Consider the following 18,127-nt stretch of genomic DNA (forward strand, 5'->3'; position numbering starts at 1 on the left):
GTATATTATTGTATATAAAAGGAGTGGAGATAGTAGTGAGAACGATCGGAATTGATTTAGGAACGACCTATAGTCTTGCTGCTTATTGGGACGGCAGTCAGGCTGTAATTATTCCCAATGTACTCGGGGAGCATGTAACACCCTCGATTGTTAGTGTAGATGCAGGGGGAGAAGTATTGGTTGGAAGAATCGCACAGGAACGACTGATTACACATCCACAGCTAACCGCCTCGACTTTTAAGCGCTTTATGGGATCAGCAAAGAAATACACGCTAGGTACGATGACTTTTACTCCTGAAGAGTTATCTTCTTTTGTTCTGCGGTCACTGAAAGAGGATGCGGAAAATCATCTAGGTGAGTCCGTAACGAAAGCTATAATCAGTGTTCCGGCTTATTTCAATGATGTTCAGCGGAAAGCAACTAAGAAAGCGGCTGAGCTGGCTGGTTTACAAGTAGAGCGGCTTATTAGTGAACCTACGGCGGCAGCACTCGCTTATGGCCTGCATCAGAATCAGGAGACTTCATTTCTTGTTTTTGATTTGGGTGGAGGAACCTTTGATGTGTCAATCCTGGAGCTTTTCGAAGGGGTAATGGATGTTAAGTCGATTGCCGGAGATAACTATCTTGGCGGGGAAGATTTCACAGAGATACTAGTGGCCTATTTTATCCAAAAGAATAAGCTGGACGCTGAATCGTTAACACCAATAACGAGGTCGATGTTGTATAAGCAGGCTGAGCAGAGTAAACGAATTCTTGGTACAGAGTCTGCTGCGACTATGCGGATAGTTATTAAAGAGGAAGAATACGTGCTGACTATAGAACGCTCAGAGCTTGAGCAATTGGTACAACCATTACTAATACGTCTAAGACAGCCGATAGAAAGAGCATTGCGGGATGCTTCTCTGCAGCCTTCCGATCTGGATGGGATTGTGATGATTGGGGGTGCGACTAAAATGCCTCTGATTAAGCAAATTATCAGCCGTATGTTCGGGAAAATGCCTTATGCGAATATCAGCCCAGATGAGACCGTCGCACTGGGAGCTGCGGTTCAGGTGGCGCTGAAGCAGCGTGATCAAGCGCTGGATGAAATGATTTTGACGGACGTTTGCCCCTATACATTAGGAACCAGTGTTCTGCGAAGAGGTTCAAGCGGACAAACGTCATCTGGACATTACTTTCCGATCATTGAACGTAACACTCCGATTCCTGTTAGCCGGGTAGAACGTCTATATACAGCCGCAGATAATCAAAAGATCATAAGTGTGGATGTGTATCAGGGGGAGAGTCCTCGCGTTGAAAATAATCTTTTCCTGGGAGAAATGGAGTTTCAGATTCCGCAAGCACCTCGGGGAGAAGAAAGTATAGATGTGAGATATACATATGATGTGAATGGGATTCTTGAGGTGGAGGTTACAACCGTTTCAACAGGTCAGAAGCATCAGATGATCATTGAGCAAAATGCTGGTGGAATGACGAAAAAGCAAATTGAAGCTCGTTTACTGGAACTGCGGAGTATCAAAATTCATCCGCGTGAGCGTACCGAGAACAGGCTTCTGCTTGCTAGAGGTGAGCGTTTATATGAAGAGGTGCTTGGGGACCAACGGAAATTTATCGCACAGTGTCTGAAAGTATTCGAAGATGCTTTATATACTCAGAACGAGAAAGTGATTGAAAAAGCGGCACAAGCTTTCAATGAGCAATTGGCGGAAATTGAAGGGTGGTCATACTTCACATGACAATCTGGAGTATGTTGGAGATTGAACCCACAGATGAACTAGCTATCATCAAAAAGGCCTATGCCAAAAAACTGAAATCGCATCACCCCGAAGATGACCCTGAAGGATACCAGCAGCTTAGAGAAGCTTATGATACAGCTGTGAAATGGGCCCGCTCCGGGCAGCGTATAGCAAGTACTGTCCCTTCATTTATAGGTGAGGATAAGAAAGAAATAGCAGAAGCAATATCAAAAGAAATAGAAAAAATGGTGATACAAGCAGAAACAGTAATACGAGTAGATGAAGCTGAGGAGGAAGAAAGCGAGGAGGAAGAACAAGAAGTTGCGGAGGAAGACACCGAGGAAGAAGTAGAAGGGGCTACTACTATACCGCATGAAAACGAGTGGGCGCTGTTTCGCCCACTTCCCATTCAACTTGATGCTGATCTTCAAGAACAGCCAGCAGATATTTTTGACAGACAAATTAGGGAACTGTATGCGGATTTCTCGCGGCGGATTCAACAAGCTTCGTGGCATTCACTTTTGAATGAAGATTTCATGTGGAGTATAGAGCATCGTGATCGGCTAAGGGATAAGCTTATGTTGTTCCTTGATCAGCATCGGAATTTGCCTCATGCCGTATGGGAGGCGTTGGATTCATTTTTTCATTTTCGTGAGGACAAGGAAATATTTCTTCAACGTTATGATAATAAGTTAGTCGAGTACATACTGGGGCAGGTCGACGGAAGCATGGAGATGCGTTATGAGTGTTTCCTTTTGCAGGAGTCTCTTGAGTTTGACATAGAACACTATCTAAATCTGAGGCAATCCGCTCAATTCATGCTGATGGAGGATAAACATACTGAAGCGGGTCAACTGCTCGACGAAGCAAATAAGCTGTTTCAGTATGATCCTGATCTGCAATTATTGCGAGCTAAGTATTGTCTGGATACTGCTGATTATATGGAAGCGCTGGTGTGTTTGGACCAAGTAACCGCTATGTGGCCTAACGAAAGAGACGGTTACTTATTAAGAGGCCGGCTTCTCTACTATTTGCAGCGTTATGAGGAAGCGATGAAGGATTGTGAATATTTGCTGCAAGAGGATGCTGGAAATAGAGATGTGCAATGTTTAATTCTGGAATGTAAGATTGCATGTTCTCAAATTGAGGAAGCTCTTACACAAACGGAGACTAATGAGCCTAAAAAGGACGAGTTCATTCATTTTCGTTACCTTGCGAATAAGTTCATGTTGAAGAACAAAAAAATGTATCCACAACGTCTTCGTATCTCTTCGCTCGTAAGCATTGGAAAGAGCATTATAGGGTCTATATTATTCTATCTATTGGTTTTCCTGAAATTAAGCTGGTTCTATATTTTGGTATATACCATATATTATTTTTCAGTATCTGAGCTTCCCCCGCTTGTCAATGCGGTGTTCATTCTTATTTTTCTATGGAAAATCAGGAAGATTTGCAAAACAGCATACCTATTCTCGAACTAATATCAGGAGGCTCTACATGCTGAAGGAATACAATGTTAAGCAAAGAAAACGATTGGAAATGTATTTCCGCTGTCTTTCCTCTACCTGCATACGTGGTCTCTTAGGGAGATACTATGTGGTTTATGAGTTTGATTTCAGTAATGTCTTCTTCAAAAGAGGGTTAATCAAAAATGCTTGTGAAAGATGGAATATCGAGGATGCTAACTCCTTTCATCGCCAGATTCGCTGGCTTCTAGAAGATGGCAACCGTGCAGAATATAGATCTTTACATGCTCGATTAGCCACACTTTCCGAAACCTCACGCAGTAAATATCTTGAGGCACATAAGGATCATGAGGATTTTGTTAATCTGAAGGTTGTTGCACAAGGTATACATCAGTTGCCTTCTGGTGACATTTCAGCTTTTGGATTAGCTTGGGTAATTTATCTGAGCCGGATTGGTTATGTTGAGGATTATTTGAAGAAGGAAGAAGCCTGGGAATACAAAATAGAAGCCGCAAGGCAGCTACAAGAACGCTATAGCAGTTGGGCGGATTATTATATAGCCTATTCCTTGGGCAGCAAATTTTCATTAGTACAATCCGGCGGATTAGATAATCTATTTGAGACGGGATTGCAGAAGCTCATGCGAAATAGCAGCATTCTATACAGGGAAGCCGTTTGGGGGCAAAATCTGCAGCCGGAAGCCACTTAGTCCGAACTTAGGTAATTAATACCTATTGAATACCTATCCCGTGTTGCTTAAGGACCCAGAGGTCGCTATTTGCAGATTTATAGCTCTTTGAGTTGGTTTTCGGACTCCAGTGCAGCTATTCCTTGAGGAAGGGGTCTTTTGTGGCGTTTTTCATGCCAATAGTGGCTATGCGGTCCGTTAGGATCCCAAATGGGGGATAATGCAGCGTATAAGGTCAGCTGTGTCCGATATGCTGCGTCTTAAGTGTAAATGTGATCTAAGCAAACGAAGTTTAGTGTTACAACGCGAGCAAAGGTTTCGCTCAACGGATCAGATCAAAGAGCAAGCTAAAAGTAAAACGCAGCAGTAAGACCAAACAGTAAACAATAAGACCAAACAGTAAACGATAAGACTAAACAGTAAATAGTAAGACTAAAACTCAACAGCAAGACAGCAAGACCAAACAGTAAACAATAAGACTAAAACCCAGCAGTAAGACCAAACAGTAAAACTCAAAAGTATATCCCAAAACGAGGGAGTTCCAGATGCTATAACGTAGCTTTTGGAATTCTCTCTTTTTTGTGATGCCGGGTTAATCTTGACACGATCTAATATTTGTATATAATTGGAATAGACCGACGGTCGGTCGATAGAATGGAGGACGTTGCAGATGAGAATTTCCAAAGAAGCGGAAGAACGTAGAAATGAAATATTGGATACAGCAGAAATGCTGTTTTTTACGAAAGGGTATACCAAAACGACAGTGAATGATGTCTTGCAGGCTATAGGTATCGCGAAGGGAACCTTCTACTATTATTTTAAATCGAAGGAAGAGGTCATGGATGCTGTTGTGCTGCGATTTATTGATGCTGGTGTAGCAGCTGCTAAGCAAATTGCTGCAGATCCTAAGCTGACCGTTCATGAAAAGCTGCTGCAAATCATTATGGCGCAAAAGCCGGATACGGACAGAAAAAGCCAAATGATTGAGCAGTTCCATCAGGCTGATAATGCACAGCTGCACCAGAAAAGCTTGGTGGAAACCATTTTGCGGCTAACTCCTGTTTTGACGGAGGTCATTGAGCAGGGCATAGAGGAGGGACTGTTTCACAATCCGTATCCCCGGGAGACGATGGAATTTCTATTGATTACCTCTCAATTTCTTTTTGATGAAGGGATATTCAAGTGGCAGCCTGAGGAAATCATCCAGAAGATAAGAGCTTTTATCTATACGATGGAAATTACGCTGGGGGCGGAGAAGGGCAGCTTCGACTATGTGTTTCAAATGTTTGAGTAGGGGAGAGGGAATATTCTGAACAACAAATCCTTCGGAAATTTTATGATCATTTGGATGGGGGAGTGGATATCCAGTGTTGGCAGCGGGTTGACAGCTTTCACCTTAGGGGTTTATGTGTTCCAGATGACACAGACTGCCTCTAGCGTGGCACTTTTAACCTTATGTGCTTTTCTCCCTTCCATTGTGCTCAGTCCTTTTGGCGGCGTGTTAGCGGATCGGTTTGATCGGCGATTGATGATGATAGCAGGGGATTTGTTGTCTGCTTTTGGACTTGTATATGTTCTCATCATCATGCTGCTGGGTGAACCTCATTTATGGCAGATTTGTCTGGGCGTGACGTTTAGTTCGATTTTTGTATCCTTGCTTGAACCTGCCTACAAGGCTACCATTACAGATTTATTAACAGAGGAGCAATTTGCCAAGGCTAGTGGTTTAGTTCAGCTTGCTGCGTCCTCAAAATATCTTCTTTCCCCTATCCTTGCCGGGATTTTGCTTAGCTTTATGGATATAAAAACTATCCTGCTTATAGATATCTCAACCTTTCTAGTTACAGTTCTTGCAGTGATGGCTGTTCGCAGGAATCTACAGACTGAACACAGAGTTCCAACGAATCAGTCGTTTGTAAAAGATTTGAAGGAGGGCTGGGATGCTCTTATTTACACGAAAGGTGTACTGCAGCTTACGATCATTTTGTCTGTCGTTACTTTTTATGTGGGTTTTCTCCAAACCTTATATACGCCTATGCTTTTACCCTTTACGGATACGAAAACTCTAGGCACGGTATTATCTGTAAGTGCTATAGGGATGTTGCTCGGCAGTCTGATTATTGGAGTTTTTAGCATCGATCGTAAATATATCAAAGTATTAGCGCTCGGCCTAGGATTCGCCGGACTGTTTTTTTCTATGGTGGGTCTGACCACGAATGTTGCTTTTATTACAGCTGCTGGCTTTTTATTTTTTGCAACGTTGCCTTTTGTTAATACCAGTGCTGACGTTATGATTCGCAACCATATCCCAAATGACACACAGGGGCGGGCATGGGGGATCATTGGCATTTTATCACAACTCGGTTATGTGGCTGCGTATGCTTTTGCTGGCATATTGGCTGATCAAGTGTTTAATCCTCTTTTACGAGAGGGAGGTCTACTTGCTTCATCAGTAGGTAAGGTGATAGGCACTGGGGAAGGACGGGGAATCGGTTTATTATTTATCATCTCTGGTTTGCTCATCATTATTATGGCATTTGTGATCCCCCGAATGAAATCAATTCGCTGCCTTGAACGTGAATAATTGAATTCCGTATTAGAGAGGAGAAGGCCCGTCAATGCTGCTACGAATTGTAAAAAGAGACCTTCAACGCAATAAAATCATTACCTTCGGATTATTTGTGTTTATCATGTTATCGGCTTTGCTTGTTGCTTCAGCGTCGCAAGTGATTATAGAATTGTCGGGGTCCTTGAATCAGCTATTGATTAAATCCAAAGCCCCTCATTTCGTGCAGATGCACGCAGGACAAATCGACAGCTCAGCAATCGAGAGCTTTACAGCCGCTAATCCACTGGTGAAAGATCAACAAACCGTAGAGATGCTTAACTTGGATGGATCTAACGTTTATCTAGGCAATAACCAAGGCTCGGAAGCAAACAGCGTGATGGATATCGGCTTTGTAGAGCAGAACCCTTCGTTTGATTTGCTGTTGAATTTAGAGAACAAGGTGATTGAGGTATCGGCAGGAGAAATCGCTGTCCCCATTTATTATATGAAGCAAAAGAATCTGAAAATCGGCGACGTAGTTAGCGTTCTAGGTGAACAGTTCGATAAAAAGTTTGTGATTACTGATTTTGTAAGGGATGTCCAAATGAATCCAGCCATGGTCAGCTCCAAACGTTTTGTCGTAAATGCTGCTGACTTTACAGCGCTTAAACAACAGCTCGGCGAACCTGAATACCTGATTGAATTTCAGCTTACAGATCTATCTAAGCTCAATGATTTCCGCAATGAGTATCAATCCTCAAATCTGCCCAATAAAGGCCCCTCCATTGACTATCCTTTATTTAAAACGCTGAATGCACTGACGGACGGGATTATCGCAGTTGTTATTATTTTGGTAAGTGTTCTGCTGATGCTGATTGCTATTTTATGTCTCAGATTTACGATGATCGCTACCTTGGAAGAGGATTACAGAGAGATAGGTGTCATGAAAGCGATTGGGATCACGCAGCAAGATATTCGCAGCATTTATTTAGCAAAATATATCGTGATGGCAGCCGTCGCCTCTGTATGTGGATATTTACTGTCTTTAGGTGTGGTTCGTTTGTTTACAGCTAATATTACTTTGTATTTGGGCGTTGCTCCTGCCAGTATCCTTCAATATTTTGTTCCTGTCCTGGCGGTAGGTTTGATCTTTGGAGTTGTTGTATTCTTTTGCCGGATGATTCTTAGACGCTTTAATCGCATCACGGTTGTAGAAGCTTTACGGTCAGGTACGAGGGGTGAAGCAAGGATGAACACAAGCAGATTTTCACTTAGCAAGCGTAAATTTGTTAACGTGAATGCTTTTCTCGGGGTAAAAGATGTTTACGGGCGCTTCACCATGTACGGATTATTGTTCTTCGTATTTGTGATCAGTTTGTTTATCGTTCTAGTGCCAGTGAATATATTGAATACCCTTCAGTCTCCCCGGTTTGTTTCTTATATGGGCGTCGGTCAGAGCGATATTCGCATTGATTTGCAGCAATCGAACCAAATAGAGAAGCGTTTTAATGAGATGATAACCAAGCTTGAAAATGACCCGGACATCTCTAAATTTTCTCCACTGATTACTTCTAGATTTAAGGTATTAGGTAGTGATGGTGTATGGGAATCGCTAAATGTTGAAACCGGTGACTTTACTATTTTTCCGCTCTCGTATGTTCATGGAGGAACTCCTAGAAGTGCAAGTGAGATCGCTCTTTCTGACCTGAACGCCAAGGAACTGAATAAAAAGGTGGGGGATATCGTTCATTTAGAGGTTGCTGGGGTGGCAAAAAAATTGACCGTTAGCGGGATCTATCAGGATATAACTAATGGTGGTCGAACCGCAAAAGCGCAATTGCCATATGATCCGAAGACGGTTCTCTGGTATGTAGTTGCTTTGGATGTGAACCCGGGAATTTCCGTCCAGGCAAAAATGGATCAGTACACCAAATTATTTTATCCAGCAAAAATCACTCATCTGCAAAGCTATTTAGCTCAGACATTAGGAAATACAATTCGCCAATTGAAGCTGGTTACAGGCTTATCCATCGTTATCGCATTTTCGATTTCGATATTGATTACCTCTTTATTTCTGAAAATGCTGCTTGCCAAGGATTCTTCGCAAACCGCTATTTTGAGAAGTGTTGGCTTTACGTTAGGAGATATTCGTAGGCAATACCTGGTAAGGATGCTGATAATATCAGGGCTGGGCGTCATTCTTGGTACTTTTGCGGCTAACACTCTCGGGCAAAAAATTGCTCAAATGCTAGGCTCTTTTATGGGGGCTTCTAAGATACAGTTTGTAGTCAATCCGGCGGTAGCCTATCTTATTCTTCCTCTACTTTTCATGCTGATTGTAGCGCTCACCACCGTAACAAGCACGATCTCAATGAGAAAATCCAGTATAGCCAAACTAATTGCCGAATGATAGGAGGTGGCAGAATGTTCATATTAGAGACGAAAGGGTTAAAAAAAAGTTATTCAACAGGGCAAGGAACTCCGCAGTCGATATTAAAGGATGTTCAGCTTCAGGTGTCTCAGGGGGAATTCATAGCTGTCATGGGACCTTCTGGTTCAGGAAAATCAACATTGCTGTATACGATCAGCGGGATGGATAAGTTGACAGAGGGAAGTGTTATTTTTAAAGGGCAGGAGATCAGCGGAGTTTCAGAGAACGAATTAGCCGGTCTGCGCTTAAAGCATATGGGCTTTATTTTTCAGCAAATGCATCTGTTAAAAAACTTGAATATCCGCGACAATATCATCCTGTCTGCTTATCGGGCGAGAACCAGCAGCCGCAGAACTATCAATAAAAGAGCAGCTGAGTTAATGAACAAAACAGGAATATCTGCGCTGGCTGAACGTGATATTACACAGGTGTCAGGAGGACAATTACAAAGAGCAGCAATCTGCAGAGCACTCATTAATCAGCCAGATATATTATTTGGCGATGAGCCAACCGGGGCGCTTAACTCAAAAGCAGCTAGTGAAATCATGGACATATTAGCAGATATTAATCAATCAGGAACAACGCTTATAATCGCCACACATGATGCTAAAGTCGCTGCTCAAGCTGAGCGTGTCTTGTATATGCTAGATGGCAGCATTGCAGCTGAGCAACGGCTTGGAAAATATAATCGCGTAGATGGGGAATTGAAAAGGCGGGAGGAGAAGCTTGCGGCCTGGCTATTAAAGCTGGGGTTCTGATTGGGGATCTAGCGCTGTACGAATGTCAAACAACGTTTTGCAGTTTAATATCTGCCCAGCACTAAAACCTATCCTATATGCAATAATAACCACTCAATGCGAAGGCATTAAACAATTAAAAAAACTATTAACGCACCTCGATCATTGCTGATGCTGGTATAAACCGAACAAAAAAGCAGTTGCCCCGGCACATCCGGATAACAGCAATTGCTTTTTTGTTCACTTACTGATTCTTTAGAAAGCTTACGGCACTACGTATATATTGGGTTTAGACACAGTGGCCATACCGTTGCCTAGGAAAAATCCTGTGTGCGGAGGTTGATTGTAAGCTGTATTCTGCCAGGCAATGCTTAACCGATATACTGGATCATGCATTAAGGTATATATTTTATTGGTGGTGATGTTCGTAGTTGTATAGATTCGTAGAGCCGAGTTATCGGACTTTCTCCAGATAGCCTCTTCGCGCCAGTCTCCAAGCAGGTCGGCCTGTAGGCTTGGCGTTGCTTTGGTACTATTGTTGGATGCTACGCTCGCTCCGGTTAATAAATTGGTAACGGAGTTGCTTGCAGGGTTCCATTTATCAATCTTGACACCATCCAGCAGTTCGCGGGACAAGTCGCCATCCCACCAGATCCCAAAATTCACAGAAGGCATTGAGCTGCTTATTTTGGTGCCTGTAATGGAGTATAGGCCAACGCCGTGAGCCCATACCTCTTCCCCGGGATAATTGGGATCAATATCGGCAGCCATCCCCCGGCCGGTATCTTTTCCCGTGTATACACCCCATAAGACCGTCCCGTTTGCAGCATCCCATACCGCAGCGCCATAGGGAGAACTAGTATTTTCCATGACTTTAAAAACTTCGAGACCGGGGCGGTTCGGATTTAAATCACCTACATGCAGCGCGTCTCCATGACCCAGCCCTGTATTGTATAAGGTCGCACCGTTATTATCAATGGTTAAGGCACCATAAATGATCTCATCCTTACCATCGTTATCCACATCGGCTACACTTAAGCTATGATTACCTTGACCGGCGGTTCCAGCATTGGTGGAGCTATTGCTATCAAAGGTCCATTTACGGGTCAAAGCACTGCCATTCCAGTCAAAAGCTACAACGACTGTGCGTGTATAATAACCACGTGCCATAATGATGCTTGGATGTACTCCATCCAGATAGGCTACACCTGCTAAAAAGCGGTCTACTCGATTGCCGTAATTGTCACCCCAACTGGATACGGTTCCTCTGGCAGGAACATAATCAATCGTGGTTAAGGCTTTGCCCGTTTGTCCGGAAAATACACTCAGATATTCAGGCCCGGTCAGGATATATCCACTGGAGTTGCGATAATCTGCACTTGTGTTTCCAAGGGTTACGCCAACTCCATCAACTGTACCGTCTGCTGTTTTGCAGACTACTTCGGCTTTACCATCACCATTGAAATCATAGACTAGAAATTGAGTATAATGTGCGCCAGCCCGAATATTTTTACCCAGATCAATTCGCCATAGCCGAGTTCCATTCAGCTTATAGGCATCCAGATAGACGTTGCCTGTATAGCCACTTTGCGAGTTGTCTTTGGAATTGGAAGGATCCCACTTCAACACGATTTCATATTCCCCGTCACCGTCTAAGTCGCCCACGCTGGCATCATTGGCACTATAGGTATAACTTACGCCATCTGGCGTAGTGCCACCTGCCGGAATCTGAATCGGAACGTCCAAATAATTGTTGGCCCATACATTTGCTGCTGGGGAATCAGATTGCTCAATACCGCCGACGATTGCTCGAACTGTATAGCTAGACGAAGTTATGCCAGCGTTATCCTGATAATTCGTGCTGTCCGTGATTGGGGTAACGTTTACTTTTGTACCATTGCGGTATAAATTAAAAGAAACCGACAGTTCTTCTGTTCCGAGTAGCCGCCAGCTCACAAATACACCGCTGGATACCTTCACTGCTACTAGTCCTCGATTTAGCTTTTCCGCTTGCCGGGCAGATGCTGCCGACACAGAGGAAAGAGAGCCAAAAGCTGCCGTCCCTAAGGTAAAGACTAAAAACCAAATGATTACAAGATACCCTGATTGATGTAACCGCTTACTCATTAACGAAGCCTCCTTTTCATTTTTGGTTCACGAGGGTTACACAGGATGTCATAGTGAACAGTACATAATATTTCATAAAGATAAAAATATGTTTTAAATTTACTTGAACCATTTTAAATGAGTACGACTTTACTCACACAGAAAGGAATACATAACATGGAAAATATAAGCTATAATTTAAAATTCGCTACACTTTGTGCCAAATATAATCTGGGTCTGTTGATGAATGAACCTGAACCGATAACAGGCGGACTCTTGCACAGAATGTATCGCCTGCAAACGGATAAAGCGCAATACGCAGTAAAGGCCTTAAATCCTCAAATTATGCAACGAGATACAGCAATGTCCAATTATATTTTTTCTGAAATGGTTGCGAATCTGGCTTATCAAAAGGGAATCCATGCTGTTCCGGCAATCGTATCTAATGGCAGTAGTATGCATGAGGTTGAAGGGCAATTTTATTTATTGTTTCCATGGGTTCAGGGGAAGGCATTACCTTTAGATGAAATAGATTTAGATTGTTGTAAAAAGATTGGGGCAATTCTTGCGCAGCTCCACATCATCGATTTCTCACAGGGAACGGATGATCATCACTTTGAAACGCTTAAAGCGTCTAAGGCTGCAGTTGCCAATTGGAAAGAGCTTGCTCTCAAAGGAGAGCAGCAGGGTGCAGAATGGTCAAGCTTGCTGGCAGATCACCTGCATAAGATAGAGAATTGGGAGTCATTGATTCATTCTTCAACAAGTCTATTGACGAATCATTATGTTATCAGCCATCGGGATTTAGATCCCAAAAATGTCTTGTGGGATGAGCGGAAAGTTCCAATAATAATCGATTGGGAAGCAGCAGGACCTATTCATCCGACGTTAGAGCTGATAGATGTAGCTTTATATTGGTCAGGTTCTGTATCGGGAGATTTAAGCAAAAAGGCATTCTCAAATTTGATTAACAGCTATCTGGAGCATGGCGGAGAGATTTATGCGGATTGGCAGGTTGTGCTCAACTATGGCTTTTTGGGAAAATTAGAATGGTTAGCTTACAATATCAGACGTTCGCTAGGACTGGAGAGCTCGGATGACGCAGAACGGGAGCTGGGTACTCGTGAGGTAATCCGTACGATTAATGCATTACACGACTACGCTGATTTTATTCCACAATGTTTATTATGGTTGGGAGATTTAGAGGAAGGTAGTGCCTAATCTATTAAAGGAGAACTTATTTATGAATGTTGTTAACGCTATGATGGAAGATATAAATGGATGAGTGTGTTCCGATGGACCGGAAGGGGGTTCACGCCAAAAGTTTAAACTGACTGTACGTTAAAAAGGAGGACTTATGAAGAAGTTTATAGTTATATCTGGCGTCTCGCTATTTTTGCTGGCGATTTCTTTTAACCCATTGTTCAACTATATACGTGAGTACATAATCTCTGATCAAATTAATCAGCGTTATGAGATAAAGCATGCTGAAAAAGAATATAACCCAATAAACGTACAAGAGATAACGGTTGATGATAAGAATATTAAAATCAGGGAAGAAAAAACAGGCAGGAAAGCAGAGTTGACCCCATGGGATGTAGAGGAGAAGGTCCCGCCTGGTGATATTGTCAAAGTTCAGTTCTTTTTAAATGATCAACAAATCTCCACCCCTGATGAAATATGGCTATCCAATCGGGACAGAGGCAGCCGGTATTTTTCGTGGATAGATATTCTCACAGTAAAGGACCGAAAGACTGGTGAGAAACAAATAAGTATAGTCCAAAGACTGACCGATGATAGTCAACCCATGGAAACAAGAAAATGGAAAATCATTACGATTGCCCAAGACGGAGAAGTAGACGAAGAGGTTCTCAGCTATGCGCAAAGAAGCAACAATCATTTAGGCGTCAGGCTAATCGAGTTCTCCGGTACCTCCCTTATGGGTATGGGCTATTATTCAGATGTTACTAAGGCCTACCCTAGTATTTTCTTCCCACTCCTATTTCCGTTTCTAACTGGTATAGCGGGTCTCCTGTTATTGATTTTTCTGATTGTTCTTTTACTGTTTGAGCTTTATTTTAGACGTGTTATTAGAAAAAGAGGGCGATAAAGAACACAGGATACGTTCTGAAATTACTTGTAGTTTCGAATTACCTTTAATTTAGTGATAGTTGATAAGGCAAACAGCAGCAGTAAGACTCCGATTGAACCCATGACAGGACCAGGGCTGAAGAGATCAGACAAGGATGAGACAGCAGTAAGACCAATGGTTGGGGCTACACTCATGATAGAACCTAATACACCAAACACCCTACCCTGGATGTCTTCTGAAACTTCCAGCCTAAGGATTGTATTAATCAGCAAAGTGGAGAATGAGAACATGAAGCCAATCACAAGAATGATAGGAATGGCAATCGCAGCGGAAGTGACGAATGATAACAGGAGGTACAGGGGACCGAGACATAGCAGTCCAGTCATAATAAGGAAACCTCTGTTTTTCAATTTGGAGCCGAGCAGCAAGATCAGACCGGATCCGATCATATAACCAAGTGGAATACAGGCTTCAATAAGTCCAAACTGAAAGGGAGTGGAATCCCACACTTTGACGGCCATAACCTGGGTCAACATCAGAGAGGGGACAAAAAATAAGGTTAAGGTAGGAAGCATAATCATAACGGCGCGTGCAAAAGGGTACCTCCAAATATAGCGAATTCCATCGATCAAATCCTGTGTGAATTTCCGTTCTTTCTTGGGCACGTTATTTAATTGAGTTGGCAAAGGAAGGGAACGGACCGCTAACACGAGCAGAAAGGAGAGGAAGAATGTAGCTCCATCAAATAAAATAGCGTCGGCTGCTCCAAAACTCGCTACGAAAATCCCACCGGCGGAATAACCAATAGTCCGGCAGATGTTTTCAGACAAGTTCAACAGTCCTACCGCTTTTTGTAGATGTTCTTTACCAACAACAGTAGTGATAGAAGCTTGGTATGCCGGGGACTGGAATAAAGCTGAAATGGTCGTAAGACCCGTCAGTATGACGACGATAATGAACGAAGTAGAGGGCAGGGAAATGGCTAAAGCTAGCGTCACTACGAGTCCGCAACTTATCAGATCTGTGATCAGCATGAGGGTTCGACGATTGACCCTATCCGCAAAAGTTCCCCCTATCGATCCGAGCAAAGAACTAAGCAATAAATTGATTATCGTGATGATGGCAATCATTTTGGCGCTGCCGGTCGTTTGCAGTACCCATAAACTTAAAGCAATACTATGAAAAGTGTTACCGAACAAGGAAATGGAGTACGAACTGAGTAGCAGCAGGAATCTCCGATTTCCCCAAAGAGAGGGATGAGCTTGAACAGCAGAGGGAACTTGTTTCACTAATACAGGACCAGGCATAAGTTATGCTCCTTTCAACTTAAACGCTTAAGTGAATAGCCAAAAAATTATTCTACAAAATAACAATTATTTTCTTGTGCGGAGTAGTCAGAATGATGCAATAATTTGTCCATGAGTTCAAATGCAGTAGCCGCTTTATCCCCTGTGAAAATGAATTTATGAACGTCATCTCCTAATATTTCCGGACAATTGCAGGTGCAAAGAACAGAGAGTTGTTCGAACCTCCCGTTTTTTTCAACGTAACTTCCAATAAACTCATTAATGACAATGGCCTCTTTATAGCCCCCCTCCTGTAAGAATGTATTTAATTCCTCCAAATTGACAACGGTGAATATCGCTTCTTCAGGTAATGGAAGACTGTCCTGAATAAAGCGGGTGAGGAAAGAGTTATTGAAGCTCTCCATAATTAAACATACCTGTGAAAGGTCCTGTGGTTTTACCTTTTGCAGAGCTGCTCGATAGTTGAAAAAGACTTGCTTAAAGAGTTTATCTTCTATCATGCTGTCGATCAGAATCAAAGGAATTCCTTCTACAAAATGCTTGGAGATCGAATAAAAGGCTTCCTCGCGCACATCGATCAGAAATACAGCCTCCAGCTTTCTTTCTACGATAATATCCAAAGAAGGCTGGTCAACATCAAGTGAATATAGCAGCGTATGGTAACCAGCATTTGTTAACCGTTGTTCCAAGGCATGTATAAATGAGAACTGGGCATGGAGCTTCCAGTGTGGGGTATGGGCTGCTGTGTTAACAAGCACACCGACCAATCCTGTTTTCTGATTCGCAAGTGAACGTGCTGCCAGATTCGGTATGTAATGCAGTTCCTCGGCAAGCTGAAGAATCTGCTGGCGCGTTTTCTCAGGAATGGTTTGGTTGCCGACACGATTCAGAACATAGCTCACTGTTGCGACGGAGACATTGGCACGAAGTGCGATGTCCTTCATGGTTGTCTTTTTCACCAGTAAATAGCTCCCTTATCCTTGTGATATTTTCTAAAGATTAACATTCTGATTCTAAAGCGTCAATGGGGGGGAGTGAGCAGTCAGATGACCCTGTTAAGTTGCTAGAAATGGAAGAATGTAGCCCTTGAGATTCAACCCTGGGAAGATCTGCTTGATAATCGTCTTAAGCTAAATTATACGAAACAAGCTTTATGCAAAAGCTGAAAAAATGTTTATTGACCCAATGGTCATCCTTCCGCTGTATTATTTTTATGCTGGAGTTTTGCATAAACCTAACATTAAAAAAGTAAGCATAGAGTATGATGGTTCCATATCTTTTTCAAGAGGATATCTAATCTAAAGATTTATAGTAATAAAGATTATGAGGATACTTCCGCAGTTATTGGGAGTGTCCTTTTTGTATGGAATTAAGCACCTTTGTGACCTTTCTTAAAATTTGGGTAAATAAGTATTAAGATCCATGAACCTAAAACGGGCAGCGAGATGAGGTGTTACTTATGGATACGATTCCGGATGGAGAGGAGTGATCTTTGTGAAACCGCTTCAGATAACGACACAATATTGTGAAAATTTTCACCTGTTTATTAAAATTTTTAATATATAATTAATTTATAATCAAAAACAAGGGGGATTTCAAATGAAGTTATTTAAAATGATGTTAGTAGCAGGCGTCTCGGTTGCAGTCTTGTCTGGTTGTGGTGCGAATAATAATAATGCGACTAATTCGGCGGCTACTACGGCTCCAACTACAGAGCAAACGGATGCAGTTACTACAGCTTCAATCGTAAATCAAGCAGATGCGTTTACCAAGGCTGTAAGTAAAGATGGAAATTGGATTATTGCCATTCTAAATGATGTGACGATTGCCCAAGATGTTGTTGTTGAAGGCGAATTCCATGATAAAGGGGCCGCAGACGGCGACATCTACCGTAAGATTGCTCTTTATGCCCAAGACGCTGATCACAAAGTTACTGCCAATTACACACTCACTGTACCTAAGTTAACTGTACAAAGTGAAAATTTACGAGTTCAAGGCGGAACCATTAAAGGTGATGTTTATGTAGAAACGAACGGATTTAATCTGCATGAAACCTCGACTATTGATGGAAATCTTTACTTCGCAAACGAAGATGTGAAAGCAACTGCAGGGATTGAAGGTAAAGTGACTGGGGCAACTGAAGTTAAATAAGTTAGTAATGATTTCGATTAGGTAGAAGTTGAAGGACTAACTATATAGATAGAATTATCCGGATAGGTTCAGGAAAAAGGAATCAGTATGAATGGGCAAACTCATAATGGACTACACCCCATCTAGTTACCATATGAGAGCCGACGGAAGCTTTGAAGTAACAAGTAATGGAGTATTGAAGTGTACAGTAGATGGGTTTAACTGTATTTTGTACAACTAAAATGCTCAAAACGCCCAGCCAATAAAAATAGCTGTATTTAGTACATCAATTTTTCTTGATTTAATACTCTACAGGCTACTTCTCTAGTTTTTAATTGTATAGAATACACTTAAAGTTAGAATTAGCCCTTGTGGATATGGAATAAGTGTACAGAATGCAGTTATCTTACAAATTTCACCAAGATAGTGCGTTACAACGGAGTGGGTATCCGAAAGCTACAAATGATTAAGCTTAGCTCGTAACCTACTCAAGCAAACCACCGCAGACCCAAAACACCAGGCAGTGAACCTCCAACGGAGAATCGCTGCCTGGTTGTTTTTTGTGGATGAATATATGAACTATTGTTGATTTTCTTCATATTGACTTATAATATTACTACCACTACTAGGAGGAACACATATGTCTAAGGAGTATTCGCGCACATATATTGAGAGCGTAAAGCTTGAAATGTTAAATAGGTTGGGATTAAAGCAGGTGTTCTTCAAGGAGCAAATAGGGGATAGCCTAATTTTTGAAGCTGTGGGCTTTGATAAAGGGGCAAAACATCGCTTTTGCGTTAGACCAAAGACGAAAACGATTGATGAATTCATTTCAGGCAAATGGATGAAGGTCCGCAGTTTTATAATCAAAAGTGTGGATATTTAA

14 protein-coding genes are annotated in these 18,127 nt (G+C 42.3%); 11 read left to right on the plus strand and 3 right to left on the minus strand.

All coding sequences use genetic code 11. The features are described from left to right. Positions 1-35: 35 nt before the first annotated feature. The 7 genes from MHH63_RS07860 to MHH63_RS07890 all read left to right on the plus strand — a co-directional run bounded on the left by MHH63_RS07860 (position 36) and on the right by MHH63_RS07890 (position 9,627). Positions 36-1,736 (plus strand): molecular chaperone HscC, encoded by a 1,701-nt coding sequence (locus MHH63_RS07860; RefSeq protein ID WP_248548536.1) that lies wholly within the window; start codon positions 36-38, stop codon positions 1,734-1,736. Continuing rightward, positions 1,733-3,217: a J domain-containing protein gene (locus tag MHH63_RS07865; protein ID WP_340394104.1), complete on the plus strand. Its 1,485-nt coding sequence runs from the start codon at positions 1,733-1,735 to the stop codon at positions 3,215-3,217. Before MHH63_RS07860 ends, MHH63_RS07865 begins: the two co-directional genes overlap by 4 nt. 16 nt (positions 3,218-3,233) lie before the next feature. Next, a complete protein-coding gene (locus MHH63_RS07870) occupies positions 3,234-3,911 on the plus strand; it encodes a DUF1266 domain-containing protein (protein ID WP_051491590.1) in 678 nt (225 codons plus the stop codon). Positions 3,912-4,560: 649 nt separating this feature from the next. Next, the gene (locus MHH63_RS07875) at positions 4,561-5,184 is read left to right on the plus strand and encodes a TetR/AcrR family transcriptional regulator (RefSeq protein ID WP_076129871.1); all 624 of its coding nucleotides are present in this window, start codon (positions 4,561-4,563) and stop codon (positions 5,182-5,184) included. A 42-nt stretch (positions 5,185-5,226) separates the two neighbouring features. Beyond that, on the plus strand, positions 5,227-6,474 hold the full coding sequence (locus MHH63_RS07880; RefSeq protein ID WP_175618998.1) for an MFS transporter: 1,248 nt from the start codon (positions 5,227-5,229) through the stop codon (positions 6,472-6,474). Positions 6,475-6,508: 34 nt separating this feature from the next. Further along, positions 6,509-8,848 (plus strand): ABC transporter permease, encoded by a 2,340-nt coding sequence (locus tag MHH63_RS07885; RefSeq protein WP_341171369.1) that lies wholly within the window; start codon positions 6,509-6,511, stop codon positions 8,846-8,848. Between the two features lie 14 nt (positions 8,849-8,862). Next, positions 8,863-9,627 (plus strand): ABC transporter ATP-binding protein, encoded by a 765-nt coding sequence (locus MHH63_RS07890; RefSeq protein WP_076129868.1) that lies wholly within the window; start codon positions 8,863-8,865, stop codon positions 9,625-9,627. A gap of 243 nt (positions 9,628-9,870) precedes the next feature. On the opposite strand, the gene MHH63_RS07895 is transcribed toward MHH63_RS07890, so the two are convergent. Beyond that, a complete protein-coding gene (locus MHH63_RS07895; RefSeq protein WP_179086269.1) occupies positions 9,871-11,733 on the minus strand; it encodes a rhamnogalacturonan lyase in 1,863 nt (620 codons plus the stop codon). A gap of 156 nt (positions 11,734-11,889) precedes the next feature. On the opposite strand from MHH63_RS07895, the gene MHH63_RS07900 reads away from it, so the two are divergent. Together MHH63_RS07900 and MHH63_RS07905 are read left to right on the plus strand one after the other, a co-directional pair. Further along, a complete protein-coding gene (locus MHH63_RS07900; protein ID WP_341171370.1) occupies positions 11,890-12,933 on the plus strand; it encodes a phosphotransferase in 1,044 nt (347 codons plus the stop codon). 136 nt (positions 12,934-13,069) lie between these two features. Beyond that, the gene (locus tag MHH63_RS07905; RefSeq protein ID WP_341171371.1) at positions 13,070-13,822 is read left to right on the plus strand and encodes a hypothetical protein; all 753 of its coding nucleotides are present in this window, start codon (positions 13,070-13,072) and stop codon (positions 13,820-13,822) included. A gap of 23 nt (positions 13,823-13,845) precedes the next feature. Here the strand turns inward: MHH63_RS07905 and MHH63_RS07910 are convergent, their stop codons facing one another. Together MHH63_RS07910 and MHH63_RS07915 are read right to left on the minus strand one after the other, a co-directional pair. After that, positions 13,846-15,111 carry an MFS transporter gene (locus MHH63_RS07910; RefSeq protein ID WP_341171372.1) on the minus strand — a complete coding sequence of 422 codons (1,266 nt, stop codon included), beginning with the start codon at positions 15,109-15,111 and terminating at the stop codon, positions 13,846-13,848. 47 nt (positions 15,112-15,158) lie between these two features. Further along, positions 15,159-16,070 carry a LacI family DNA-binding transcriptional regulator gene (locus MHH63_RS07915; protein WP_076129864.1) on the minus strand — a complete coding sequence of 304 codons (912 nt, stop codon included), beginning with the start codon at positions 16,068-16,070 and terminating at the stop codon, positions 15,159-15,161. Between the two features lie 640 nt (positions 16,071-16,710). Between MHH63_RS07915 and MHH63_RS07920 the strand changes: the two genes are divergently transcribed. Both MHH63_RS07920 and MHH63_RS07925 read left to right on the plus strand, forming a co-directional pair. Then, a complete protein-coding gene (locus MHH63_RS07920; protein ID WP_076301739.1) occupies positions 16,711-17,262 on the plus strand; it encodes a polymer-forming cytoskeletal protein in 552 nt (183 codons plus the stop codon). Positions 17,263-17,881: 619 nt separating this feature from the next. Further along, on the plus strand, positions 17,882-18,127 hold the full coding sequence (locus tag MHH63_RS07925) for a hypothetical protein (protein WP_036688955.1): 246 nt from the start codon (positions 17,882-17,884) through the stop codon (positions 18,125-18,127).

This window comes from Paenibacillus sp. FSL H3-0310, from assembly GCF_038002785.1.
GTDB classification, from domain to species: Bacteria; Bacillota; Bacilli; order Paenibacillales; family Paenibacillaceae; genus Paenibacillus_AQ; species Paenibacillus_AQ odorifer.